This is a genomic window from candidate division TA06 bacterium B3_TA06 (assembly GCA_005223075.1).
Taxonomy (GTDB): Bacteria; Hydrothermota; Tepidihabitantia; order B3-TA06; family B3-TA06; genus B3-TA06.
In genome coordinates this window covers 1-25,208 of the sequence record NJBO01000025.1, presented here as the reverse complement: position 1 = coordinate 25,208, position 25,208 = coordinate 1, and the positions used below count along the sequence as shown (strand labels likewise).

Below are 25,208 nucleotides of genomic sequence, written 5' to 3'. Positions count from 1 at the left end.
TGCTCGCAACCGTGTTTATGCATACATTAAATTTAATCAAGATAACTCGTTTGTCAAACCCTTGACATCCTAACCTGAAAGCCTATACTGCTGAAGAACAATCAAATGGAGGAGTAATGGTTAAAAAGCTTTTTCTTGCCTTCCTTGCCTTTTCCCTGGTTATAACCTTTACCGGTTGTGAAGAGTTCACAGACTGGCTCCTTGAGGGTACCACCACCACCGGCGTAGAAGGAGAGCTTGAGCTTGCTGACGGGGTTGAAGGAGACCTGGTTGATGCCAATGTGTACCTCTATGAGGATGCCCACTTCGACAGCAGTTCAGCCGAATCTGAAGAGACCGATGAAAAAGACGAAGGAACCGCGGCGGAATTCAAATTAGTTGTTGATGCCGGGGAGTATTATCTTTTGGCTTGGAAAGACGTAGACGAGGATGGGGCAGTTTCCTACGGAGACCTGGTGGGTATCTACGACGGTAAATTTGGAGCCGATGAACCGGAGATGATTGAAGTCACCGAAGAAGAGATGAAAGATGTCGGCACCATCAAGATGTACGAATACGAAGGTGGCGGAGGAGGAGGAAATGGTGGAGGCACCGGATCCATCCAGGTTAGCTCCTCGCCTTCAGGTGCTGCTATATATCTCGATGGCACGAATACGGCCCAGACCACACCTGCTACATTAACAAACGTCTCTGAAGGTTCCCATAACATCACCCTTACCCTTTCCGGCTACTACGACTTGGAAAAGACGGTGAACGTTACCAAAGACCAGACCTCAACCGTTGACGCCACCCTTGAGGCAAAAGGTGGAGTCGTATCTGTAGATGTTGACGCCATATTGTTCCTGGATGGGTGGTACATCAATTACTTCTATACGTTTAATCACGACGTCTTCCTGACCAATTGTGTGATCACAATACCTAGCGTCGATCCTTTCATAGATTCTGACGAGTACGGCAAGAGAAGCCGTGGACAGACCTACACCACAGGGAATTTCGCTTATGATCCGAATAATGACGGTGTCGCGGATGGACCAATACCTACAGGAACTCACATTCTTCTATTCGAGGGATACGAGTCCTACAGCGAACAGGAATTCTCCATAGAGAAGGAAATCTCCGTTCCGTTAAGGAGGATGTAATGGCTAAGAAAATTTTACTTGCCTTCCTCGCGTTTTCGATGGTAGTGTCTTTTACTGGAGTGATTGCAGTTTTTACAGGATGCGAGGAAGTGCCTGAAGAGGACACTTCTAATCCTGCAGATCCTGTCTTTCCCACCGACACAACGGATACCACAGGTCCATCAGGCCCCACCGGTTCCATATATGTAAACTCCACCCCTGAAGGAGCGACTGTATACATTAGAAAAGGCTTAAACGATCCTGATTCTGCCACCGGCAAGGCCACAAACTGCGTTCTGGAAGGCCTCAACCTGGGTTCGAGCTATCATATCAAGCTTACCCTTCCCGGCTACCACGACTGGGAAGCGCCGGTAAGTCTTGAGATTGGTCAGGACGATCCAGTTCTCAACGCCAGACTTATTGCCGAAGATGGGAGCAACATTGAAGTAGAAGCATTCGCCGCTCTAACGGGCTATGGTTACTTCATCAAATACAGCTACCGGTTTAACGTTGATGTGATGCTCAATAGTTTCACTTTCAAGTGGCCTGATTACGAACCTTACTTCTGCAAGGAGTTCGGTTTCATTTATGCGGATGATTCGATTACCACCGCTGAGTACGGGATAGATTCAGATGGTGACGGCAAACCGGGTGATAAACGCATACCAACAGGGACTCACCTTCTTTTGATTGCGGGTTACGATTACTACTCGGAGCAGGATTTCTGTTTTGAGCTTGAAGTCCCTTGTTATCCAGGTCAATAGGCCTGAGAGATAAGGTAAACTAAGCCAAAGGAGGAAGTAATGCTCAAAAAACTGGTTCTGGTGGGCTTTGCTCTCGTTGTGTTTGTAGGGCTGACAGGATGCGAAGAGCTGGCTGATTGGCTCTTAGGTGGAACCACCGGCGTAGAAGGCAAACTTGAACTTGCCGCCGGTGTTGAAGGAGACCTGGACGACACCAAGGTGTATCTTTACGACAACCCTGACTTCGAGGGTGACTACGAGGAGAAGGCCTCAGCAGATGAATACGAGGATGATGATACCAAGGCTACCTTCGAGTTTGAGGATATAGACGAGGACGACTACTACCTTTTGGCCTGGAAGGATCTGGATGATGACGATGAGATTTCCTATGGTGACCCTGTAGGTATTTACGATGGCAAGTACGGTGAAGATGAACCCGAGGAGATCGATGTAGACGAAGGCGAGATGACCGATGTCGGCACCATCAAGATGTATATCTACGAAGGGGCTACTACCGGTTCCATTCAGGTAAATTCGATCCCTACCGGCGCTACAATCTACCTTGACGGTTCCAGCACCGGCAAGACGACCGACGCCCTCTTAGAAAACGTATCGGAGGGTTCTCATACAGTCAAGCTGGTTAAGTCAGACTACGAAGACTGGCAACAGAGCGTGAATGTTACCGCTGGACAGACAACAACTATTGACGCGGCACTTATCCCTGAAGGTGGTGGGGACATAACATCCATCTCCATTTCTGGAACTATAGAAGACTACCTAGGCGTCAACGATTACGTACTTGAGGTCTACTTCAGTTACGACACCGAGCTCGGTAGTGACGATGAATGGGATAATACAGATGTAGGAACCAGTTTCAGCAACGTCACTTTCAGCGTCCCCTCAGCTTACCAAAGTGGATGCTACGTAATAATCGTTGGATGGACGTGCTACGACTACTATGGTGATGGCGGCTACGATATGGTTTTCGGGTTCCACGGCGATACAGGTGGAGAAAATCCAACCTATCAGGCTCTTCAGCTTCAATCCAGCTATAGCGGCATATACCTTGACGCCTATTGGATAATCGACGACGGTTGCGAAGCCGCACTGAAAGCCCCGGATGTAGTCAGAAGCAGCGGTTGGAACCGACTTACAAGGTAACAAGTAACAATTGACGGGCGGCTCGAGCCGCCCTTTTGCTTTTAATCACAGACTATCCCCCCTTGACTTTCCTCCCCCTGGTCTTAGATTTTGTGAGCAATGGGTAAGAGACTGATACTACTCGGCCTCACGATAGTTGGCGTAGCGGATTTAATGAGCTGTGGTCGTCCCGCAGGCCTGGAAGGGGAACTAGTGCTTGAGGAAGGCCAGCCCGGGGACGCGCGCGGTTCGCTTGTCAGGCTCTTGTGGAAGGCCAGGTGCTCGATCTAGACAAGATCTATATGGCTCCAGTGTTGTCGGTAACCGTGATGGGGGAGGTTGCCGACCTTGGTTATTCCGTTCGCTACCTCTTGCGACGATGAGGGGAACCCCGTTTCGATCCCCACAAGTGTCCACAGCTTTTCCTTCCAGATCTCGACCACTGAAGGCACATTTGATCTTTCTTACTCACTTCGTCTTTGATGAAGGCAGTGTATCTATCGTGTTGAGAGGTTGACAAATCAGCTCAGTTGATCTATAGTTGTGCGTGGATACGAACGCAGGTTGCAAAGCTTATCGAACATCACGGCGGCGAGATATGGGTGGGGTCTTTGGCTGTGGAGGCTCGGCCTCCAGCTTCCCTGTCCACCGTCGGTGCAAGGATCATAGCAAAGCCGAGGAACAGTGGTTGGTTTGACAAAGAACTTTCTCGGAGTAAGGTTTCCTTATGGATAAGTTCGTTTGTATCCATACCTGCGGCCGTGAGGAGGCAGCGGTGATTGCGGGATTGCTTAGGGCTTCAGAGATCGAGGTGCACCTTATCGAGAAGGCACCCGCTCACCTGCGTCCGTTCTCCGCAAAGAAGACGATGGTGCGGGTGATAGTCCCGCGTGAGGCGGCCGAGTTTGCCTATCAGATTATCCAGGATGCTCAGGATAAGGACTTCTCAGAGTTCGAGCAGAGCGCAGAACGTTAAATTACCCCACAAAAACGCAGCGCGTTTTCGCGGGGACCCCAATAGTAGTCCTCCTTTTTTGCCTGCGGCAAAAAGATCGGAATCCATTGAAAAGGAAGGCCGCTAAAGCGGCCGTCATTATTGTCAATAGGCTGTAACCGTAATCCCTCTTCCTTCCACCAGCCAGCGGTAGGTGCGCTCGATCCGGTCCCAGTTGTGCTCGCGGTCAAGCGACCAGTAGCGACCTATCACGCCTGCAACCTGCCCCACGCCAAGCTCACTGCACTCGGACTCAATCATCCCTATGTATCGTGTCCCGGCCTGGGCACGCTCGCCGCGCCTGCCAAGCATCGCATGTATGTAAACCGGAGCAACCTTCTCCTGCTTGCATAATCTGAGCAGGGCTCGCAGGTGCTCAACCGATCCGTGAGACGAGTAGAAACTCACTATCCCCAGAAGATGAAGCGCCGCTCCCCGCCTCCTGGCTTCTTCTGCGGCCCACAAGAAGGCCTCGTTTCTCGCAAATGAACTGTCGGCAATCGCCTTATCAATCCTTACGCGATCGGAGGGTACACGTCTGCCAGCGCCTATGTGAAGGTGTCCCACCTCGGAGTTGCCGACACTGTCATCAGACAACCCTACCGCCTCGCCTGCCGCAGCTAGAAGTGTGTGTGGTCTACCGGTCCAAAGCTCATCAAAGTTAGGTGTTTTAGCCTTGCGGATCATGTTCCCGTATGCTTCGTCGTTGTGACCCCAGCCGTCAAGGATCAAAAGAAGCACGCGCTCTGTCTTGGGAGCCTTACCTTCAATCAAGCTTTGCCCGGTCATCTCGGCTGGTTGAGCAAGACCCAGGAGATCAAGGATGGTTGGAGCAACGTCAGCGAGTTCGCCTTCATCACGTAGGCTCAGCGCTGCTGCGGGTGCGTCCACGACAAATGGGACAGGGCTCCGTGTGTGTCCGGTATCTACACTCCCCTCCGGATAGAGCCAGCGCTCAACCGTGCCGTGATCCGCGGTGATCACCGAGGTTACCAGGTTCTTGTGCGCACATCTTACTATCCGCCCCAGAGCCTCGTCTACCGTCTGGACCGCACGAAGAACGGCATCGGCGTTGGCAAAGTGCCCCACCACGTCCACGTTGCACAGGTTCACGATCACCACATCGATTGATGAATCCCTGAGGGCCTTGCATGTGGACTCCGTAACTTCTGTTGCTGACATCTGGGGAGCCTGATCGAATGTCGCCACATCCTTCCGAGTGGGCACCACTATGTGCTCCTCCCCAGGGTAGGGCTCCTCCCTTTTGCCGTTCAAAAAGTATGCCAGATGTAAGGCCTTTTCAGCTTCAGTAATCTTTAACACCTTTTTACCAGCATTGGAAAGAACCTCTCCCAGGGTGTTTGCAAGCGCTTCAAGCGGCGGGAAGGCCACCCGCACATCCAAGTCCTTCTTGTATTGAACCATGGTGACGAACGAAAGGTCAAGGTCTTTAGTCTCGAAGTGAGGGAATCCCTTTTCGGTGAGAGCCCGGGTGAGTTCAATCTCGCGTTCTCCGCGGATGTCATAGAAGATAACCCCATCGCCACGGCTTATGCGACCGATCGGGGCACCTTGCTTCGAGGTGAGCACATGCGGTTCAAGCAGCTCGTCCTCCTGGTCTTGCTTGTAGGCCGCAAGGATCGCCTTTGCTAATGGGGTGGCATTGGATTCACTCATGTTACTTTGTTCGTTCTTCCTCGTTTTTTCCTTCGATTTGTGAGTAGTATATCCAAGGGGGAGGATTTGGCAACCAATTCGTGGATCTTAAGGATGGGATGAAGATACAAGCAGTCTACTTCCTTGTTGAATCCTCAGGTTCAACCGCGGCAGCGTTCTTTTTTCATCGCACAGACTCTCCAGGGTTGACAACCCTTAAATATGGATTATTATATTTATCAAGGGTTAGAGATGTTCTCAAACCTATCATGGTTAAACGCACAACCAGGAGGAAGGTGGTGATGAAAAGATTGTCTTTACTTTTGGTGCTTTTCTGGGTGGGTGTCCCGTTGTGGGCGGCCCCGGATAACGGCGATGTGAAATGGCAATACGGAACCGGCAAGAGCGTTACCTCGTCTGCCGCCATAGGCTCAGACGGCACCATCTATGTCGGGTCATGGGATTACTATCTGTATGCAATCAACCCTGACGGCACGCTTCTTTGGCGCTGCGAAACCCAGGGTACGGTGGAGTCTTCCCCTGCGGTAGGACCGGACGGCACCATCTACATCGGCTCAAACGACGGTAATCTCTACGCCCTTGAGGGTTCCTCGCAGGGGCTGGCCTCGTCTGCCTGGCCCAAATTCCGCCACGACCGCAGCAATACCGGTCGATTCGACTACATTGACCCGCCGGTGGCCGACTTCACGGCAGACCCTACATCCGGCGAGGCTCCGCTCACCGTAACCTTCACCGATCAAAGCGCAGGTCTGGTGACGTCGTGGTACTGGGACTTTGGCGACTCATTTACCTCTGCCGAGCAGAATCCGATTCATACCTACGAGGAGTGGGGACTTTATAACGGTGAGCCTGGCGGTGCAAGGCCCTGGCGGCGCAGATACCCTGGTCAAAGAGAACTATATCCTGGTGGGAGAACTGCCAGTGGCCGAGTTCACAGCCGATCCCACAGAGGGATGCGCTCCCCTTACGGTTCGCTTTAAAGATGCATCAACGGGCTTTCCTGACAGTTGGTACTGGGAGTTCGGCGACGGCACCACCTCCCAGGAGCAGGGCCCGGTCCATGACTACCAGGGACCCGGACCCTATACCGTATCCCTGACGGTCGCTAACCCGTGCGGGGAAGATACTGAGACAAAGGAAGACTACATCAAAATCCTGGCCCCCGACATCCTTGTTCTCCCTGCTTCCATCTCCGCAGAACTCGAGCAGGGAGAAAGGGAAACTACCAGTTTCTACGTGGCTAACATCGGGATGTGTTTTTTAACCTTTAGCATAGAGGAAAACGAGGCCCCTCCAGCTGCGCGTTTGGGGTCCAAAAAGGCACGTAGAGAGTCGAGGCTGAGAGCTCTGCCGATTGGGGACCGCGTGCTTGCCGGTCTTGACTGGCTCTCCTTTAGCCCTTCTGGAGGCGATGTTGATCCTCGGGACTACGAAGCCGTTGATGTGACCTTTGAACCGGGTGACCGTCAGGAACCGGGACTCTACGTTGGTTACCTCGTGATAACGTCCAACGACCCTGATCCTGAAGACAACCCTCTTTCTATTGTATGTTCGCTTCTGGTCAACCAGAAGTCGGGGGCTGAAGGAATCGCTACCGTACCGGATCATTTCTTCCTTGCGCCGAAATTTGCCAACCCGCTTCGCGGCACCTCCCAGCTGGAGTTCTCCTATGGCTTGCCTTATCGTGCCGCGATTAACATCTCGGTATACAGCGTTTACGGGATTCTCGTCAGGACGCTTAAGCAAGGCAAGATGCCTGCGGGTTATCACAAGCTTACCTGGGACAAACGAGACGAGAAGGGCACGCAGGTGGCGGCAGGTATCTACTTCGTACGAATGTCGGCAAAGGGCTACAAGAATACCTGCAAGATAGTTATTCTCGATTAGCCCCGGCCTTTGGGATAAAACAATAGCCCCTGGGGATTAGTCCGCGATCTAGATGCCAATCTCCGTCTTTCTTGGTTGCGCGATTCCGAGGGGGGTTGAGTGTTGCCGATCTCTGCTTGCCAAATCCCTTTTCTCGATTAAAGTTAGGTAAGCATAAATCAAAGGAGGCAGTTATGTTGAACTCCGATGGCAATATCCGTCTGACCCCATCGCCGTTCCTCAAGGTTGTTCTTGTGGTTATAGCCGCGGCCTTATGCCTTATCGCCCTGCGCGGTTTTTTGGGGCCGCCTGTGCTTTACGCACAGTCAGGCAACGAGATGGACGTCAACATCAAAAGCATCGGCGGGTGGACGGTCTACGGTTCGGTGCCCATAGAGATCAAATCCTCAGCCACCCTGCCAGTGGAGATAGAGAGCGAGATTCAGCTCAGCGACTGAACCGTTGAGCCGTCTTATCGCTTGACATAGGGGAGTGCTTAGGTAGACTTGCGCTATGACGTTTCTCTTGGTTACCTTGCTCTTCGCGCAGTATGCCGACGTCTACGTACCGCATAAGCCGCTGGATGTCGAGTCGGGTGCTTTAGTGGGTACCGGTTCGTTCCAGCTTGACGTGATGTATCGTTCCGGAATCGGTAATTCCGAGTTCTCCTCGCCGGTAATGAGTTGCTTTGCCACCTCCCCTGACGGTTACAACGAGTTCGGTATCGGTCTTCCCTGGCTCAGGGTTGCGGGCGACAGCGCGAACCATGTCTTTATAGGCAACATGGGGTTGCATTACAAGCGCCGCATCCTGGGTTCCCTGCGGTGGGGCTATCTTGCGGCAAAGCTTACGGCCCGGCTGCCTACCTCGCCCGATACCCTGGGGGTAAGGGACAGCCTTGGGGGAAGGAGTTCTCACTACAGTTTGGCTCTTGCATACACCTACGAGTTGCCGCTGCTTGGCCGCTACCACACACTCTTCGGCAGGCTTCCCCTTGTGGCGACGGTTGCCCTTGAGGATTGGTTCCTGGACTGGGATCACGACGCAGGTCAGGGCAAGTTCGGCACGTCCCTTGGCTGGGGAGCGGCGTTGGAGATTCTGCCGCTGGATTACGCCTTTATCGGTGTGTCTGTTACCGGTGGAAACGATGACGTAAGCTTCGGGCCGTATCTCGGATTCCGCTGGTACTGGTTCGATCTCGGGGCCGCCTGGCGCATGAGCGACGGTTCGGATCGCTTCGACTTCCACTTGAGGCTTGATCTCTAGGAGGCGGGGAGGGCCTTTCGGCAATCATGAAGAATTATGGGATTGTCGTAATCCTCGCGTTCGTCACCCTTACATCCCTCTTTGCAGCCGAAGCCCCTCCCGCATCCATGCACCTTAAGTTGGGCAAGGATACCCTTGCTCTAGCTGAACCTACCTACTTGACTGCGACGATAACTAACAACATGAACCAGGATCTCTTGTTGGATAATTTTATTCTGTTTCGTCTGGAACAAGAGCCTTTCCGGTTCTCGCTCTTCCTCATCACCCCTAACGGACAAGAGTGGGCTTACGTCGGGACGCGGGGCAGCGTATTTATAAGCTATGCTCCTACTGTCCGACACCACCTCTTAGTCCCGCCAGGCCAAAGCGCATCTAAAGGAAAGATATTGTGGTGGACAACCTTTGCTCCGCGTAAGTATCAATCTGCACTGGAGAAACTCCCATCTGGAACCTACAAACTGTTTGCCACCTACGAACTGCCAGACCAAGAGAACCTGCATAAGGTAGTCATCTATTCGGATACGGTTCAATTAGTCTTTTTACCTCTTAACAAGATGCATCTACCGGCCCTTATCGAGATGGACTCCCTCAGAAGATACTTCACAGGAGGGGATGCGAGCTGGAGAGTGCTTCCTCGTCTGCAGCGCATCGGGGATTCAAAAACGCCTTACAGTGAGGCTGCTCATGCGCTGTTTTATGGGTGGACAAATAGCTTCGATTCATTAACCAGAGGGAAGGCCCATTTTGACGAACTCTACCCACAATCCCAATTCCAACTTAAGTTTCTGAAAAGGCAGTTCTTATATGCGAAAAGGGAAGGGAAAGCCAATGAACTTGATTCGCTTAATAGACTTCTTTTGGAGATAGAGCCAAGCAATACGGATGCACTTCTAAGGCAAGGCGTAATAAGACACCCTGCGACACGGTAGGATGTGAAATGAAACGGGTTCTTCTTCTCCTCTTAGTCCTTTCCGCCATTCTCTTCGCTCAGGGCGCACAGGAGGCGGAGCGGGACGGCGAGCATCGGGACGGTGACCATCGGGAGCCGTGGACAATTGGGGTGGCGCTATCTGGTGGAGCGGCGCTGGGAATGGCGCATATCGGTATCCTCAAGGTGCTCGAAGAAGAAGGCATCCCTATCTCCTACATATCAGGCACCAGCATGGGTTCGATCGTCGCCGGCATGTACGCAGCAGGCTACACCCCGGATGAGATGGACAGTATCCTTACGACCGTGGACTGGTCAGCTCTTTTCTCCAACCGCATCCCTGAAGACCGCATGATGCTTGCCCGGCGCGAGGAGGGGCACCGCAACATCGTGGAGATAAGCCACCGCTGGTTCGTCCCATATATCCCTTCAGGGGTGGTCTCGCTTCAGAACGTTGAGATATTTTTGACCGAGCTTCTCGCCGAGGCCGCCTACGACGCGAACTACAACTTTGACAGCCTGGCCATACCCTTCCGCTGCGTGGCTGCGGACGTCACCTCGGGCGAGAAGGTGGTGTTCAAAAAGGGGAGCATGGTGGATGCGATACGCGCCTCAATTGCGATCCCGGGTGTGTTCTCGCCTGCCCGTGTGAAGGGCCGCGACCTGATCGACGGCGGTACGGTTATGAACCTGCCTGTTGAACCCCTTTTGGAGTTCGAACCTGACTTCATCATCGCCTCTGACGTGATTCGTTGGACACCCGAGGCGCGCAACATCATCGACGTGGTCACACGCACCATGGCCATCGTGACCGAGCAGAACCGCCGCGAGCAGCGCAAGCTGGCGTCCGTAGTCCTCTATCCGAACGTGGACCGCTTCCTTCCCTCGGACTTCGCGCGCGCCAAGGAGCTTGTCGCCGCAGGCGAGGCAACGGCACGCGTGGCCATGCCTGCTATTAAGCAGCGCCTTTCGGATCACCCGCTCGTGCTCATACGTAACCCCTGTCATTCCTGCCCCAGGCCCGCAGTCAATCAGGTCCGAATCGAGGGGCTGCGGGTGACGCGGGAGGTTTTCGTTCGCCGGCACATAGCCACCCGTGCTGGTGACAGCCTTGACTTCAAGATGCTGGTTGCCGACCTTGAACGTCTGCGTGAGACGGGTCTGTTTCGACATGTGAGTCATCGCCTTGATTTTAGTGATTCCTTGGTTGACGTTGTCTTTACTGTGGAGGAGGAGGACTACGGCCTGTATGGGCTAGGTCTTTATTACGACAACCTGCGTGGTTTTGCCGTGAGATTTGAGGTTGCGCAGGGGAACCTTTTGGGCACAGGTGCCCGACTTGGGTTCAGCACGACCCTTGGAGAGCCTCAGGACTGGCGAGTTGGAGTTTCAGGCGCTCGGTTTCTCTCCCTCCCCTTCACCTACAGGATCCAGGGTTACCGGAACGTCACCCGTCACTCGTTCTATGATCAGGGATACTGGCTTTTTGACTATATTACGTGGACGTGGGGGGCCGAGGCCGAGTTCGGATATTCCCTGGGGCGTAGTGCCTACTTCACGCTTGGATACGCTCATCGTAACCATTATCACCAGCTTCCCTCGGTGGTAGGTGATGAGAATAGGGACGAGGTTACAACCGGTCCTACGCTTCGCGTGCGTGTTTCAACCCTTGACGATCTCAGCTTCCCTAACCGGGGCTTCGATCTTGCGTTTTCATCAAAACTTGGTCTTCCCAACGAGACCTCCACTGAGGGTTTCTTCAAAGGCGAAGTTAAGGCCAGCCGTTACTTTCAGTTCGGGGATCGGGTAGTTCTGGGAACGTCCTTGGCCTACGGTTTGGGCCTTGACACTCTTCCCCGCTCTGAGCTTTTCAGAATAGGTGGAGCCGATCTTTTGGGGGCGCGTGAGGAGGAGTTTGCCAACCAGGAGTATGTAAGCGCACGAATAGTTCTTGCCTACCGGCTTTTTGATCTCCTGGGTAATAAACGCTATCCCTTCAGGGTCGAGTTGATTACCGATATCGCGGCCTTTAACCCTTTCTTCAGGAACGAGGCAGGTTCCGAGGAGACGTTCATGGGCGCCGGATTAGGGATAGGCACGCGCACCCCCATAGGCCCGGTAAGGGCCTCGCTTGGGCTTTCATCCACCCGAAAGGTTAGATTCAATGTGGCGGTCGGCGTGGTGCCGCGCGAAAGAATGTAAACTAACCCTTTTCCCCAAACAATCCAACAGGGGTTCGCCGGAAGTTGGGTTGGGTTAATGGATCCCGTGTTTGTTCCGAGTCGCTGTTCTTCTATCTTTTAGTAGAGGAGGTCTTCTTCTTTGAGGTTGTATCTCCGGGTTTACTTATGTGCTCGGCAAGCTTCTTTTCCAGCCGTTTGATGCGTCGGTTAAGGGCCTCGATGTCCTTCATCCTGGCTACGCCTGCCTTGGCCATGGTTTCCTTAATGCCTTCTTCGATCTTCTTTGCGAGCTCCTTGCGGGTGCGATCGGCCTCGGAAAGAAGTTTCGTGGCAAGTTTTTTGCCCTGGGCAGCAGAGATCTCGCCCCTCTTGATAAGCCTTCCTATGCCTTCCTCGATCTTTTCCTTAGTCGCAGTTACGGTTCCCAACCCTAAAAACGCCACCTTCTTCAGGAACTCTTCCATTACTCCTCCATAGTTTAGAGGCGTATTCTAAGGGGCTTTTTGCAAAAAGCAAGGGGCAGACTTAACCTCAGGGCACCTCGAAGTTAATGCTTTCGAGCTCGGATGTGCCATAGATTTTCACGGTAAATCCTGCGTATTGGGTTTGAAAATCAGTGGTCAGCTTCACAATACCTACATTCTCTGCCCGCCATTGAGTGGCAGCCGAATCAACTCCGGCGTCCTTGAGATCTATCTGGATTATAAGGCAATCGAACGTACCTGCAGGTACTTTAGCCTGTCCCTGATCGATTACTTTGAAGTGAGCGGGGAAGTCGGTGGAGATGTTGGGTATCTCAATGGGGAGAGCGAGGTTGCCGTCCCACTCCGTCCCAACCTCAAGATTGTTAGGTTCAACCGCGGTTGGCTCCTCGGCGTTCTTGTCCATCGAATAGATGTAGATCGAGTCCTCGGTAACGTAATAGTAGTTGCGAGAGATGATGGTTGAAGAACCGTCCTGTGAGGTGTCGGTTGAGGTCTCCACCGGCCAGACCATCTTGCCGTCCTCCCGTTCCTCAGATGCCTTGACGGTGTTTGTTGTCTGGGAGCTGCTTGAGTCCGAGCCTAGAAGTGTCACGTCCCACGAGTAACTCTCAGTAGTGGTCCACTGATTGCCCTCTGCCAGAGGCCAGAACTTGGCGGTTGGGGGTTCTTCTTCCTTCTTGCAGGAGAAAAGCATTATGACTGCAAATCCTGCCGCAAGAAGTAACTGCTTCTTCATCGTTATCCTCCTTGGGTTAATTATTCCCCTCATGATCGAAGGATAGGGGAGGTTGCTCACTTGTCAACCCCTTTGCACCCCACGAAGTCGCTGCGCCGGCTTGCGCCGTCGCGGGGGCCCCATTCGGAGACGAAGTATCCGAATGGGGTAAAGTTGGGTTGACAACGCGGCTTTTCTCACTAAAGTCAGGGTCAAGGAATAAGGAGGATTAACTACTATGAAGGTTTACCGCGCATTACTTGCGACAGTGGCCGTAGCGTTCGTTTTTGTGGCTTGCAGGAAGGTCGAGTATACCGAGCCTTCCTGGAAGGTTGGAGACTGGGCTTCCTACGAAGTCACCGGCGGAACTCTGGTAAGCTACACCCTGCGCTATGCCATCACCGGCGTTGACACCGTTAAGGGCGAGCCCTACTACTGGCTGGAGATGATAGGTTCAAGAGGCGAAAGCAAATTCATCTACAAGATGCTTGTTCCCTACGGTTACCGGGGTGTTGCCGAGCGGATGATCATCAAGGTTGCAGATCAGCTCATCGAGATGCCTCAGAGCGAGGGTCTGGCCGAGTACCCCCCCGGGGAGAACCGACCTTACCTGTATCTTGCCGATGAGATCAACGCTGGTAAGATCGGCGAGGAGAAGATTGCCGTTCCGGCGGGCAAGTTCTTAACCATCCATGCCGAAGTTAAAGACATCAGACATAGTAGAATTGGATTATTGATAGGCGATACTATAATTGAGAAACTGGTGAGCGACACCACCGAAGTTGAGGTGTGGGTAAGCGATAACATACCTGTGTTGGGAATTGTAGCGCTGAAATCCCCTCGGGAAGAGATGAAGCTTGTATCTACCGGGCATGACGCAACAACTGCGATTACTGAGGAGATTCTCCCGGCAGGGCCTTTAGAGTTCGAATAATGGGCGATAGAGGAGTCGAACCTCTGACCTCTGGTATGTGAGACCAGCGCTCTAACCAACTGAGCTAATCGCCCAGAGAAAGGAAGTATATGGAAGAGATGCGAGAAGTCAAATCCCCTCAAGAGTCGGTGAGTGAGGCGTTAAAGCGTGAGTTGGGCGCCTTAAAGGCGGAGTATCCGGAGATCACCTCGGCTGCCGTGGTTTCGTCTGACGGACTCCTTATGGCTGTTCGTCCCGAGGGCTCGACCGATGAGCGGCTGGCGGCGATGAGTGCGTTTCTCCTGAGCTCCGCACGTAAAACCGGCGAGGGCCTGGGCTGGTCTGGACTCGGCTATCTACTTGTTAACCACCCCGATGGTTATCTCCTGGTGGCCGAGGCAGGAAAGGCCACGATCACACTTACCACCTCACCAAGGGCCAAGTTGGGGTTGCTGCTTTACGATATCAAGGAGTCAGCGAAAAGGCTCAAGCAAAGGCTTGAAGGCGACTAGGCACCAGGCTCAGGAGCGTCGGTTTCTCTCAAACCAGGGCGTGATGTTTATAAGCTTGCGGGCACAAAAAGGTGAAACATGAGCAAGTTGCGTTTACTTAACACGTTATTCTTCACCGGTCTTCTTCTGCTAACAATGGGTTGCAAACGCAAGCCGCAGGATATTGGCTCAACCGAGGAATCTGTGGATACAACAAAAGTCAGTGTGCTTGCCCCGGAGGTTTTAGCGCACCTTGCGGAAAAGGCGATAGTTCCGGATCGGCTTGCCTTTGAGGTCCCATCCCCTGACTCAAGATACATCGCCCTTGCCCTTGACTCCACCGTTCGTTTCGGCCCGGGCGACGAGATGTGGTCCGATGAACTGCCGTCGGATTGGTACGGGGTGCGCACCCACAATATCCTATATCTTTACGATCCCTCGGCAGATACCCTTAATAAACTGGCTGAATGCGAGGAGATTGTGAACCTTTACGATAGAGAAACCTCCCAGCCGGTTCAGCCCGAACGAAAGGACAAATTTGGGGCGGTTATATGGTCTCCTGACGGCAAAAACCTGCTTTTGCTCAAGGAGCGCGCCTCAGACGGGGTAAGCGAGCAGGATGTGCTGATCTTTACCCTGGGAGCCGAGGAGCCGGCCTTCCTTGAGGTCTTCGGGGTTTTGCGCCAGCTCATGAGGACCTATCCAGGGACAAAAGGAACCAAGGTGGAGGAGATCGGTTGGGTTACTGAGGCTACTATCAGGATCGTCTTCTCAATGCGAGGAGTGCCTGCGGCCCGTCATGAGTTTATCTTCGATGCCCAAAGCGGCAAGGTTCTTTCTACAAGGGAGCTTTCCTCAACCTGATTCTCATTTGCGGGGATATTCCTCATCAAGGCTTGACAATATCGCAGGATTGATTTTTGTAGCTGAGACACGAAATCATAGATCGATCTTCGAATGGACTCTATTGAATCTCGACGAGAGCGGTTAGGTTTTCGGTTGTAGTCCTGGAAGTTTCAGAAGGATAATTCATGCCCATGGTCAATACATCGTCACCAGGTATGAGGGGGTTGAGGTGGTCGAGAAGGACGACTGGGAAGAGTATGAACTCATCATCGAGTTGATTGTAACCCAGGGATTAATCCGTAGGGGCACGGCATACCCTATGAAATGCTACGCATCTCAAGGGGCACACTGTGCCGTGCCCCTACTACTTCTCTACCCTCCCACCATGATAACTATCTCTTGGCGCACAGACTATATATAACATCCCTTGACATCCGGGGTTTTCAGCTTATCTTAAGGAAAGAATGTTGAAATAGAGCTGGGTGCGGACTAGGAGTTTTTGTGAACGATTATGTAGATAGTCTTCAGGCGCGGCTTGCAGCCCAACGATTGAGCCCGGTCCAGGCACGCGATGGAATACTTGAAAGCTACGTGATTACCAACCACAAGGCTGCAAAGGCAGGTTTTGGCGATGTGGCGATTGATGCCGAGGATGAGGAGGTTCTTGCAAAGGTCCGCAAGATGATGAGTGATCTCTTTGCCGAACGCGGGGGTGATTTCCAGACCCCCTTGGTCAGCGAGTTGCGCAGCATCAGGCACACGATGGATCTCAAGCTCCGCTTTACCGAGTTGCCCCCGGAGATAAGCGAAACGCACGACATGGTATGTGAGATTCTTTTGGAGAAGGCCGGTGCGTCGGTATTTGAGGAGGGTGCTGAGGCGCAACCCGTGCAGATCGAGGATCTTACTGAGGCTGCTACCCCAGCTGGCACCGAGAGTGCAGAAGCGTCTTTCACCGATGCACTGACCCAGGAGATTGCCGCGACTCTGGATGAGAAGGCCGGCGGTGCGGTCACCGAAAGCCCGTTCGAGGCCTCACTGCGGCAACGCCTGACGCTCGACAGGCTTAGTCCCGAGGATGCACGTGATGGGATTATAGAGTGCTTTGTTGCAACACATCGTAAGAGCCTTGTCCAGGAAGGCCCGGCGACCGAGTCTCTCCCAGCCTACCAGGGAAAGTTTGAGGCCAGCGTAAGGCGAATGATGCGTGAGTTCTTTGCAGCGCAAGGAGCTTCGTTTGATGAGCCTCGGATAGAGTTGCTCCAGCAAGCCAGGCTTCACCTTGAGGAGAAGCTGGGGCTGGATAACGTGCCCGAGCCGATACTCGTCGAGCACAACGAGGTATGCGCGGAGTTGATTTCTAAGGGCCGCAAGTTTCTTGAAGGCGTTGCGGTGGGGATTCCAACCGCCGAGGTCGCTGCAGCCGAAGAGCCTAGAGAGATCGAGCCAGTGATTAAACCTGCAGAGGTAGGGGTTAGTGAACCTGGGGAAGAGATAGCCGAAGAACCCACAGTACTCCCGGTTGAAGAGATCGTCGCCCGTCTGCGAGACGAGCTTCGTGAGCTGGTTAGACAGGAAGTGAGCCACTCGCTTTCCCTGAGCCAGAAGCCTTCTTTACCTCTTAAACCACCTTCAGGCATTGCTGCTCACGTTGCGGGTCGGACGGTTTTTCTTGCTTGGTTCGATCAACCGGATCAACCCGGCTACCACGTCTATAAACGCGAGGGTAGCCAGTGGGTGCGCCTTACCCCGGCACCTCTTGCTAGACCCTCTTTTCGCCTGGGGAGCCAGAGCGAAGGCGATCTTGCCTTTGCAGTCTCAACTGTTTCTGCCGAGGGCAAGGAGAGCGAACTCAGCACGCAGGTTCGAGTTCGCGTATAGATTTTTGCCCGGCGGTTGACAAATACCTGTGCCAAGGTAGAATACGGGGATTAATGGAGGAAGAAAAAAAAGATGACGTTAGGAAAAGAACGAAAACGTGAACTGATAGAAGAGTTCCAGCATCATAAGTCGGATACGGGTTCGTCCGAGGTGCAGGTGGCGATCCTTACCGAGCGAATCGAACTTCTCTCCGAGCATCTTAGGCAGCACCATAAGGATCATCACTCTCGCCGCGGGCTGATCAAGATGGTCAACCTGCGCCGCAAGCACCTCAACTACCTTTACAAGAGGGATCGGGACACCTACTACGCCCTTGTAAAGAAGCTCGGGCTGCGCGGTTAGAGATGGAACGCGTGCAGACCGATGTAGGCGGTCGCCAGCTGGTTATCGAGGCTGGCGATCTGGCCAAGCAGGCCAACGGTGCGGTACGCATCCAGTACGGCGACACCGTTTTGCTCATGACCGTATGTTACAAGGAGGAGCCGGCGCAGAGTTTCGGATTCCTGCCCTTGACCGTGGATTACCGCGAGTACTACTCTGCGGCAGGCAAGATCCCGGGTGGGTTCTTCAAGCGTGAGGGACGTCCGCGTGAGCGTGAGATTCTCATCAGCCGGATGATAGATCGGCCCATCCGGCCGCTTTTTTCAAAAGAGTTCAACCACGAGATCCAGATTATCGGATTTTTGTTCTCCCACGACGGAGAGAACCAGCCTGATCCCATAGCGATTACTGGAGCCTCAGCCGCACTCATGCTTTCGGAGCTTCCATTTGCCGGGCCTATCGCCGCGGTGCGTATAGGATACAAGGATGGTGAGTTTATAGTTAACCCTACCATTGCCCAGTTGGACGAGTGCGATTTCAACATGCTCGTGGTCTCAAACGGCTCAACGATCAACATGGCCGAGTGCGAGGCGAACGAGGTCCCTAACGAGACGGTTGTTGAGGCGATGCGCAAGGGCGTCGAGCTTTGCAAGCCCCTGATCGAGATGCAGCGCGAGCTTGCCGCCAAGGCGGGCAAACCAAAGAAGTCATTCGAAGACGAGGGGGTACCGGCGGAACTCGAGGCCAAGCTCAAGGAACTCACTCGCGATCGTATTCCCGCCGCCAACGAGATTACCGACAAACAGGAGCGAGGTCGCGCCCGCAAGGAGATCACCGACGAGGTTATCGAAGCGCTGGCCGAGGAATTCCCCGATTCCGAGCAGATGATCGTTACCATCATCGATCGCCTCATCGAGGCCGATGTTCGCGCCAAAGCGCTTTCGGGGAAGCGTCTCGACGGCCGGGACATGGACGAGGTCCGGCCCATCTCCTGCGAGGTGGGGGTGCTTCCCCGCACTCACGGCTCGGCCTTATTCACCAGAGGACAAACTCAATCCCTGGCCGTGGTAACCCTGGGAACCAAGAGCGACGAGCAAAGGGTTGATGATGTGGAAAGAGATGCATGGAAGTCGTTCATGCTCCATTACGATTTTCCGCCCTTCTCTGTAGGCGAGGTTCGCTTCCTGCGCGGTCCGGGCAGGCGGGAGATAGGGCATGGGGAACTGGCCGAGAAATCGGTGCGGGTGCTTGCTCCCCAAGATGGGAACTTCCCTTACACCATCCGCATCAACTCCCACATCCTGGAATCCAACGGTTCGAGTTCAATGGCTTCGGTGTGCGGTGCATCTCTTGCTCTGTTCGATGCCGGCGTGCCTATGCGTAATGCTACCGCGGGTGTCGCTATGGGGCTTGTCAGCGAGCCTTCAGGCTACGTGCTTCTCACCGATATCATCGGCGACGAGGATCACTACGGGGATATGGACTTCAAGGTGGCCGGAACCAGGGAAGGCATCACAGGAATCCAGCTCGATCTCAAGCTTACCGGCGTCTCCGTGGATGTCCTGGCCGAGGCGATCGAGCGTGCCACCGCAGTCCGCATGCATATCCTGGACGTTATGGACAAGACTATTTCCGCCCCCCGCAGCGAGCTCAGCGAGTTTGCCCCCCGGATCGCGACGCTCGTGATTCCGCACGATAAGATAGGCGAGGTTATAGGTCCGGGCGGAAAGGTGATACGCAGGATCACTGAGGAGACCGAAACAACCATCGATATCGACGACGAAACCTCTACCGTAATCATCGCGGGAACAAACCCCGACGGGGTTCATGCCGCGCTGGAACAGGTCAAGGAGATCGTGAGAGAAGTTGAGGTCGGCCAGATATACGAAGGCACGGTGGTGCGAATCACCAACTTCGGCGCGTTCGTGGAGCTGTTCCGCGGTAAGGATGGGTTGGTGCATATCTCCAACCTGGCCCCTCATCGCGTTGAAAAGGTAGAGGACGTGGTAAAGGTGGGCGAGCGGATAAAGGTTCGTGTCAAAGGGATTGATGAACTTGGCAGGGTTGATCTGACTACTAATCTTGATCCGAGTAAGGATCGGCCTCGCAGCTCGCGGGACAGGGGCGGTTCCTATAGGGGAGATAGAAGAAATGACAAGCGAAGGCATCCGCGAAAGCCTGACTCAGAGCGGCCTGCGCGTCGTCACTGAACGAATCCCCGGCTTCCACTCGGTAGCACTCGGGATCTTTTTCAGGCAAGGCTCGCGTGACGAGGATGTAAAAACAAACGGGGCCAGCCACCTTATTGAACACATGCTGTTTAAGGGGACATCGAAACGCTCCTCCAAGGAGATCCTTGCTGATATCGAGCGCCTCGGTGGGATAAGCGACGGGTTTACCGCCAAGGAGATCACCGGTATAACCATCCGCTGCCTGGCCGACTCGATGAAGCCTCTGGTCGCGCTTTTACTTGAGATGTTGGGTTCCTCCACCTTCGAGGCCAAGGAGCTGCGCAAGGAAAAGCGGGTTATCTACGAGGAGATGCGCTCGGCAGAAGAAGACCCTCAGGATACGGTCTTCGACCGTTTCTTTGAGGCCTGTTTTGCCCCTCACACCCTTGGGTATCCTGTGATCGGCAGGCGCAAGGCCCTTTCGGGTATCGGCCGGGAACGTCTTATTGAGGTCTATCGCAAGAAGTATACGCTGGCCGATTCTATCCTCGTGGCGGTTGGTAATGTGAAGGAAGAGGAGTTGATCGGGCTTCTGCCCCGTCGCATGAAGCTTGTCAGTGGCGAGCGCAAGGTCCGTGCTCAGCCCGTGGAGAACTCCGCACCCATAAGTATGGTTCATACCCGGAAGGATCTCAGCCAGGTTCATGCGGTCATGGGTACGCAAACGGTGGGAACCAACTCGGATGAACGCTTCCCCCTTGCCCTGCTTGCCACCCTTCTGGGAGGCGGGATGAGCTCGCGGCTCTTCTCCCTCCTACGTGAGGACAAAGGCCTTGTCTACACCGTCTCCTCGTTCCTTGAACTTTTCGAGGACTGCGGGGTGGCTGGATTCTACTTTATCACCGAGAAAAGCAAGCTGGGAAAGGTGTTCCGGGCCATTGAGCAGGAGGTTTCACGTCTGAAAAAGAAGGGGCTAAGGGCGGGAGAACTTGATACGGCAAAGACACTTACCAAGAGTTCGCTGCTTTTGAGCATGGAGAGTCTTTCCCACCGTATGGCGCGGTTAGGACACTGGAAGCTTTCAGCGCAGCGTTTCCGCACCATCCCCCAGACCCTGGCGGCCTTCGAGAAGGTCACGGAGGACGAGGTGCTGGATGTGGCACGTAAGTTTTTTGATTCAAAGGTTTTTCATACGAGTTTTGTCGGCCCGATTACGGAGCGCGACACCAATCCCCTAACCAGGAGGTAGGATGGATATCTCACGCCGGGGCGTTATGATGCCTGCTTCTCCGATCCGCAAGCTCGCCCCTTTGGCGGACGAAGCAAAGAAAGCCGGGATCAAGGTTTACCACCTGAACATTGGGCAGCCGGATATCCCTACCCCCACCGAGTTCTTCGAGGCGGTGCACAGGTTCACCGAGCCGGTATTGGCCTACGGACCATCCGGCGGTATCGTGCAGTTGCGCCTGGCTATCGTTGATTACCTTGCAAGTTGCGGGATTGATGTAGACCTCGACGAGGTATGGATCACCACTGGCGGCTCCGAGGCGGTGCTTTTCGCCTTCTGGGCCACCACCGATCCGGGCGATGAGGTCATCGTCTTCGAGCCATTCTACACAAACTACAACGGCTTTGCAGCAGCCGCAGGGGTGAAGCTGGTTCCGATAAAGCTCTCTGTAGAACAAGGCTTCAGGCTGCCTGCCCGCAAGGAGATCGAGCGCCACATAAGTAAAAAAACCAGGGCGATTATCATCTGCACACCAAATAACCCTACCGGCACAGTGCTTACCAAGGAGGAGATGTTCGTTTTGGGAAAGATCGTCCGCAAACACAACCTCTATCTTATCTCCGACGAGGTCTACCGCGAGTTCATCTACGACGATAGGGAACATACCTCTGCCTTGACCCTGCCCGACATCGAGGATAGGGTCATTGTAACCGACTCGGCATCCAAGCGGTTCTCTGCGTGCGGTGCCCGGATTGGTTTCGTTACCAGCCGCAACCGTGAACTCATGGGTGCGATGCTTAAGTTCGCACAGGCTCGTCTCTGTCCGCCTACCGTGGAGCAGTACGGGGCTGTGGCCTGTTTTCGCAACATGCACCGGTTTATGAAGCCGATGATCGCCGAATACGACCGCAGACGCAAGGCGCTTATCGAAGAGCTCTCAGCTATCCCTGGTGTGGTAGCCCCCACGCCCGAAGGCGCCTTTTATACCGTTGTTCGCCTGCCTGTAGATGATACGGAGCGGTTCGCGGCCTGGCTTCTGACCGATTTCTCGAAAGATAAAAAGACGGTGATGGTTGCTCCAGCTGCGGGCTTCTACGCCTCCCCGGACGCGGGCCGCAACGAGATTCGCATCGCGTATGTTCTAAAAGAAGCCGCCCTGCGCGATGCAATTGGCCTCCTGGCGCAGGCTCTAAAAGATTACCCTGATTGAGGGTTTTAGAGGTCAGCGAGCACTACTTCCCCCATGTGGGGGGGATAAGTGAACACGTCTACTGCCTCTCACGGGAACTGCTGCGTCGCGGGCACGAGGTAGAGGTCCTTACATCGCGTATCCCAGGCAAAGTACCTGAGGATGTCCCGGTAGTGCGTATAGGCAGGGGGGTAAGTCTTCCTATCAATAAAAGCTTCTCCCGCATCACTGTGGGAATAGGTATATGGGCCCGGATCAACGGTCTGCTGCGCGCAAGGCGCTACGACGTCGTCCACGTGCACGGCTCACTTGCCCCCATGCTTCCCATGGCGGTGCTGCATTATTCCCGCAACGACAAGGCAAGGACCATCGCGGTGGGGACCTTTCACGCCGGGCACGACCCATCATCGCTCTATCGGGTGTTCAAGCAGCCGCTACGCAGGCAGTTCTTTCGCTACTACGACGGTCTCATTGCTGTATCACCTGTAGCCGAAGAGACCATGACCTGCTTCTTCCCTGGCTCCTACCGCATCATCCCAAACGGGGTAGATACGAAGGTTTTCTCGCCCGGCAGAAGTGCCCTCGCAGATAGGCTTCCACAATCCTCCCTCAAGCTTTTGTTCATGGGTCGGTTTGAACCCAAGAAAGGTCTGCGGCATTTGCTTGGGGCCATGCCCCTAATCAAGCGAAAGATCCCTGACGTAAAGCTGGTGGTGGTCGGCAGCGGGCCGATGAGACCCTACTACAACCGATTTATCGCTCCCGAAGTTAAGGATTCAATCTACTTTGCGGGAGAGGTAACGGGTGCCAGGAGGGCGGACTACTACCGATGGTGCGACTTATCAATCACCCCATCCATCGGGGCGGAGAGCTTCGGTCTCACCCTTCTTGAGGCGATGGGATGTGCCAAGCCCGTGGTAGCTACCGACATCCCGGCGTTTCGGTACGTTATGGGCGAGAAGGAGGGGATATTCGTCAAGCCCTGCGATCACGCAAACCTTGCCAGGGGGATACTGGAGCTGGCAAGGAGGCGAAAGGATTGGAAGAGGGTAGGAAAAGCAGGACGCAGGAAGGCTCTTGGTTACTCCTGGAAGCGGATTGCCGGTATGGTAGAAGACTACTACCAGGAAGTGCGTATCCGTAGAGGGATTGTGGAGAACAGACAGTCAGGTTCCGATAGTGCGATCTTTTGTCCGCGGGGACCGAAGGTCAGAAGGACAAAAGGAGCATAGAGATGTTCACCGTACTGGAATTTCACAATATCTCCAGCCGAGGGATATGCTGGACAAATATGCCTGCCAAAAGGTTCGCAGATGTACTTGACCTGCTCCAAGCTGAGACCCACGTAGTCGCACCCACAGATCTGGAACACTACCTTAACTCCCAGGACGACAGCGAGCGTCCTCACGTGATGCTTTCCTTCGACGATGGGTATGAGGAGATATACACAACTGCATATCCTATGATGCGGGAACGGGGTCTTGCCGGAATGGTTTCAACAGTTGCAGGTTACGTGGGCAAGCGAAACCTGTGGGATATCATGGGGGGTGGTCTTGATCATCTTGGATGGCACCAGCTCGAGGAGCTGCTGGCAGCGGGTTGGAGCATCTGCTCGCACACCATGACCCATCCTGACCTGAAACGGTGCACCGACGATCGATTGGCCTGGGAGCTTGAGCAATCCAAACAGATCTTGGAGAAGCGCCTGGGGTTGGAGATCCCTGCGGTGGCCTATCCCTTCGGGCGCTTCAACTCACGGGTGCTTCGAGCCGCACAGAAGACCGGCTATAGAATCGGCTTTACTGTAGGAGCTGAGGTCTGGAAAGGGGTGCGAGGTCCCTTGACCACCATCCGGGTACCTGTCTACCAGATCGACTCCGACCCCCTTATCCGCGCCAAGGTAGCGCCCGACGGGTTCCTCAAGCGCCTCGACGCATTCAAGAACCGCTTCTTTAACCGTCTCTCTCTTTTTACAAGCTTCTTACACCGCCGCCGCTTCAAGGGGATACCGCAGCAATTCTGAGCGGGTTAGCCGATTGAAAATCATATAAAATCACATAAAATCATGGAACCCCCATAAGTCCTGTGGCGATAACAACATGAGGGAGGACACATGCGCGTCGCAACAAGCATGCTTGCCATGTCAGCCTGTGTGGCCTTCGCAGGGGTGGAGTTCCGGGTATTCGAACAGGTTTGCAACCCTTGGGAGGGTTTTCCGTCTTCTTCATTATAAACCAAGGAGGTTTTATGCCTAAACTTGGACTTATCTCATTCGGTTTGGGGATTGTTGCCTTCATATTCTTCTTCGTAGGCCCCAAGCAGCTTACCGCCCAGGATGTTCCCATACTGTGGTACATAGCCGGCTGGCTTGCCTGGGCCGCCTCACTTGTCGGCATCCTTATAGGGGTAGAAAGCCTGCGGCAGGAGAAGGGCAAGAGTATTATCTGGTCTGTAGCCGGGCTCATACTGGGCGGGCTGGCGCTTATCATGCTTCTTACCTGGCTTTCATGCGCAAAGATCTATACGCCGCCTCCCGTGCCTGTACCTTAGGGTTGTATTCTTTGGAAGAATAGGGAGGGGATTGGTGGATTACGCTGCTTTTTTTGAGTCTGTGTAGAACAGACACTCTTGTCTGTTCAAAAGGAAAGCAGGCCGACCTAATGCCCGAATGTGGTACGCTGAGGTCGGCCCCTACGAGCGTTAAGAAGAATCAGTTATTGCGAGGGAGCAATCTATACAATTATACGCAGAGACAAGATTGTGACCACAATGGATTGTCCCCTTGCCGGCCTTATGTTAAAAAAGGCAGACATGAGGTTATCGCGCTTTTTCTAATAACTCCCCTAACCTCATACCTTGGTAATGATCTCCCCGCGCACAGACTAAAGTGTAGTTGTCCAACACATAGTTACCACCCCTCCATAGCTTGTGGGTTGAGATATTGTCGAGCAGCAGGGGAGGGAAGCATGCGATTGCGGGGTTTATTTCAGGATGTATTGATCTTAGTTTTGTAAGGGGAGGCATCCCGTTCATCCCTCTGCCGTAGTGATGAC

25 protein-coding genes and 1 tRNA gene are annotated in these 25,208 nt (G+C 53.9%); 22 read left to right on the top strand and 4 right to left on the bottom strand.

The window, feature by feature from the left end; genetic code table 11:
• Positions 1-116: 116 nt before the first annotated feature.
• The 4 genes from CEE36_10565 (at position 117) to CEE36_10550 (ending at position 3,977) form a co-directional block, all read left to right on the top strand.
• Positions 117-1,139, top strand: a complete 1,023-nt coding sequence (locus tag CEE36_10565) for a hypothetical protein (protein ID TKJ39012.1) — start codon at positions 117-119, stop codon at positions 1,137-1,139.
• On the top strand, positions 1,139-1,882 hold the full coding sequence (locus tag CEE36_10560; GenBank protein TKJ39011.1) for a hypothetical protein: 744 nt from the start codon (positions 1,139-1,141) through the stop codon (positions 1,880-1,882). The genes CEE36_10565 and CEE36_10560 overlap by 1 nt, the downstream gene beginning before the upstream one ends.
• A gap of 39 nt (positions 1,883-1,921) precedes the next feature.
• Complete coding sequence (locus CEE36_10555; GenBank protein ID TKJ39010.1) at positions 1,922-3,022, top strand: hypothetical protein; 1,101 nt, start codon at positions 1,922-1,924, stop codon at positions 3,020-3,022.
• Positions 3,023-3,728: 706 nt separating this feature from the next.
• Positions 3,729-3,977, top strand: a complete 249-nt coding sequence (locus tag CEE36_10550) for a hypothetical protein (GenBank protein ID TKJ39009.1) — start codon at positions 3,729-3,731, stop codon at positions 3,975-3,977.
• Between the two features lie 123 nt (positions 3,978-4,100).
• On the opposite strand, the gene CEE36_10545 is transcribed toward CEE36_10550, so the two are convergent.
• On the bottom strand, positions 4,101-5,672 hold the full coding sequence (locus tag CEE36_10545; protein ID TKJ39008.1) for a phosphoglycerate mutase: 1,572 nt from the start codon (positions 5,670-5,672) through the stop codon (positions 4,101-4,103).
• Between the two features lie 80 nt (positions 5,673-5,752).
• On the opposite strand from CEE36_10545, the gene CEE36_10540 reads away from it, so the two are divergent.
• From CEE36_10540 to CEE36_10515, 6 genes are all read left to right on the top strand, one after another.
• Positions 5,753-6,652, top strand: coding sequence for a hypothetical protein (locus CEE36_10540; protein TKJ39007.1), 900 nt, complete (start codon positions 5,753-5,755; stop codon positions 6,650-6,652).
• The gene (locus tag CEE36_10535; GenBank protein TKJ39006.1) at positions 6,447-7,559 is read left to right on the top strand and encodes a hypothetical protein; all 1,113 of its coding nucleotides are present in this window, start codon (positions 6,447-6,449) and stop codon (positions 7,557-7,559) included. Before CEE36_10540 ends, CEE36_10535 begins: the two co-directional genes overlap by 206 nt.
• A gap of 173 nt (positions 7,560-7,732) precedes the next feature.
• Positions 7,733-7,996 carry a hypothetical protein gene (locus CEE36_10530; GenBank protein TKJ39005.1) on the top strand — a complete coding sequence of 88 codons (264 nt, stop codon included), beginning with the start codon at positions 7,733-7,735 and terminating at the stop codon, positions 7,994-7,996.
• Between the two features lie 55 nt (positions 7,997-8,051).
• Positions 8,052-8,804, top strand: a complete 753-nt coding sequence (locus tag CEE36_10525) for a hypothetical protein (GenBank protein ID TKJ39004.1) — start codon at positions 8,052-8,054, stop codon at positions 8,802-8,804.
• 26 nt (positions 8,805-8,830) lie between these two features.
• Positions 8,831-9,733: a hypothetical protein gene (locus tag CEE36_10520; protein TKJ39003.1), complete on the top strand. Its 903-nt coding sequence runs from the start codon at positions 8,831-8,833 to the stop codon at positions 9,731-9,733.
• 8 nt (positions 9,734-9,741) lie between these two features.
• Entirely contained in the window at positions 9,742-11,934 is a 2,193-nt protein-coding gene (locus CEE36_10515; protein TKJ39002.1) for a hypothetical protein, read from the top strand.
• Positions 11,935-12,025: 91 nt separating this feature from the next.
• Here the strand turns inward: CEE36_10515 and CEE36_10510 are convergent, their stop codons facing one another.
• Positions 12,026-12,379, bottom strand: coding sequence for a hypothetical protein (locus CEE36_10510; GenBank protein TKJ39001.1), 354 nt, complete (start codon positions 12,377-12,379; stop codon positions 12,026-12,028).
• Positions 12,380-12,446: 67 nt separating this feature from the next.
• Positions 12,447-13,136 (bottom strand): hypothetical protein, encoded by a 690-nt coding sequence (locus tag CEE36_10505; protein ID TKJ39000.1) that lies wholly within the window; start codon positions 13,134-13,136, stop codon positions 12,447-12,449.
• 217 nt (positions 13,137-13,353) lie between these two features.
• Here CEE36_10505 and CEE36_10500 point away from each other — a divergent pair, with 217 nt between their 5' ends.
• Complete coding sequence (locus tag CEE36_10500) at positions 13,354-14,049, top strand: hypothetical protein (protein TKJ38999.1); 696 nt, start codon at positions 13,354-13,356, stop codon at positions 14,047-14,049.
• Here CEE36_10500 and CEE36_10495 read toward each other — a convergent pair.
• Positions 14,050-14,123, bottom strand: a tRNA-Val gene (locus CEE36_10495).
• A gap of 15 nt (positions 14,124-14,138) precedes the next feature.
• On the opposite strand from CEE36_10495, the gene CEE36_10490 reads away from it, so the two are divergent.
• The 11 genes from CEE36_10490 to CEE36_10440 all read left to right on the top strand — a co-directional run bounded on the left by CEE36_10490 (position 14,139) and on the right by CEE36_10440 (position 24,705).
• The gene (locus CEE36_10490) at positions 14,139-14,540 is read left to right on the top strand and encodes a hypothetical protein (protein ID TKJ38998.1); all 402 of its coding nucleotides are present in this window, start codon (positions 14,139-14,141) and stop codon (positions 14,538-14,540) included.
• 78 nt (positions 14,541-14,618) lie between these two features.
• Positions 14,619-15,383 (top strand): hypothetical protein, encoded by a 765-nt coding sequence (locus tag CEE36_10485; GenBank protein TKJ38997.1) that lies wholly within the window; start codon positions 14,619-14,621, stop codon positions 15,381-15,383.
• A gap of 211 nt (positions 15,384-15,594) precedes the next feature.
• Positions 15,595-15,786 carry a hypothetical protein gene (locus CEE36_10480; GenBank protein TKJ38996.1) on the top strand — a complete coding sequence of 64 codons (192 nt, stop codon included), beginning with the start codon at positions 15,595-15,597 and terminating at the stop codon, positions 15,784-15,786.
• Between the two features lie 80 nt (positions 15,787-15,866).
• A complete protein-coding gene (locus CEE36_10475; protein ID TKJ38995.1) occupies positions 15,867-17,246 on the top strand; it encodes a hypothetical protein in 1,380 nt (459 codons plus the stop codon).
• 72 nt (positions 17,247-17,318) lie between these two features.
• Positions 17,319-17,588 (top strand): 30S ribosomal protein S15, encoded by a 270-nt coding sequence (locus CEE36_10470; protein ID TKJ38994.1) that lies wholly within the window; start codon positions 17,319-17,321, stop codon positions 17,586-17,588.
• A 2-nt stretch (positions 17,589-17,590) separates the two neighbouring features.
• A complete protein-coding gene (gene pnp / locus CEE36_10465; protein ID TKJ38993.1) occupies positions 17,591-19,777 on the top strand; it encodes a polyribonucleotide nucleotidyltransferase in 2,187 nt (728 codons plus the stop codon).
• Positions 19,719-20,987: a hypothetical protein gene (locus CEE36_10460; GenBank protein TKJ38992.1), complete on the top strand. Its 1,269-nt coding sequence runs from the start codon at positions 19,719-19,721 to the stop codon at positions 20,985-20,987. Before pnp ends, CEE36_10460 begins: the two co-directional genes overlap by 59 nt.
• Position 20,988: 1 nt before the next feature.
• The gene (locus CEE36_10455; GenBank protein TKJ38991.1) at positions 20,989-22,176 is read left to right on the top strand and encodes an aspartate aminotransferase; all 1,188 of its coding nucleotides are present in this window, start codon (positions 20,989-20,991) and stop codon (positions 22,174-22,176) included.
• A complete protein-coding gene (locus CEE36_10450) occupies positions 22,173-23,387 on the top strand; it encodes a glycosyl transferase (GenBank protein ID TKJ38990.1) in 1,215 nt (404 codons plus the stop codon). Before CEE36_10455 ends, CEE36_10450 begins: the two co-directional genes overlap by 4 nt.
• A gap of 2 nt (positions 23,388-23,389) precedes the next feature.
• Positions 23,390-24,178: a hypothetical protein gene (locus CEE36_10445; GenBank protein TKJ38989.1), complete on the top strand. Its 789-nt coding sequence runs from the start codon at positions 23,390-23,392 to the stop codon at positions 24,176-24,178.
• A gap of 224 nt (positions 24,179-24,402) precedes the next feature.
• Positions 24,403-24,705: a hypothetical protein gene (locus tag CEE36_10440; protein TKJ38988.1), complete on the top strand. Its 303-nt coding sequence runs from the start codon at positions 24,403-24,405 to the stop codon at positions 24,703-24,705.
• Positions 24,706-25,208 lie beyond the last annotated feature (503 nt).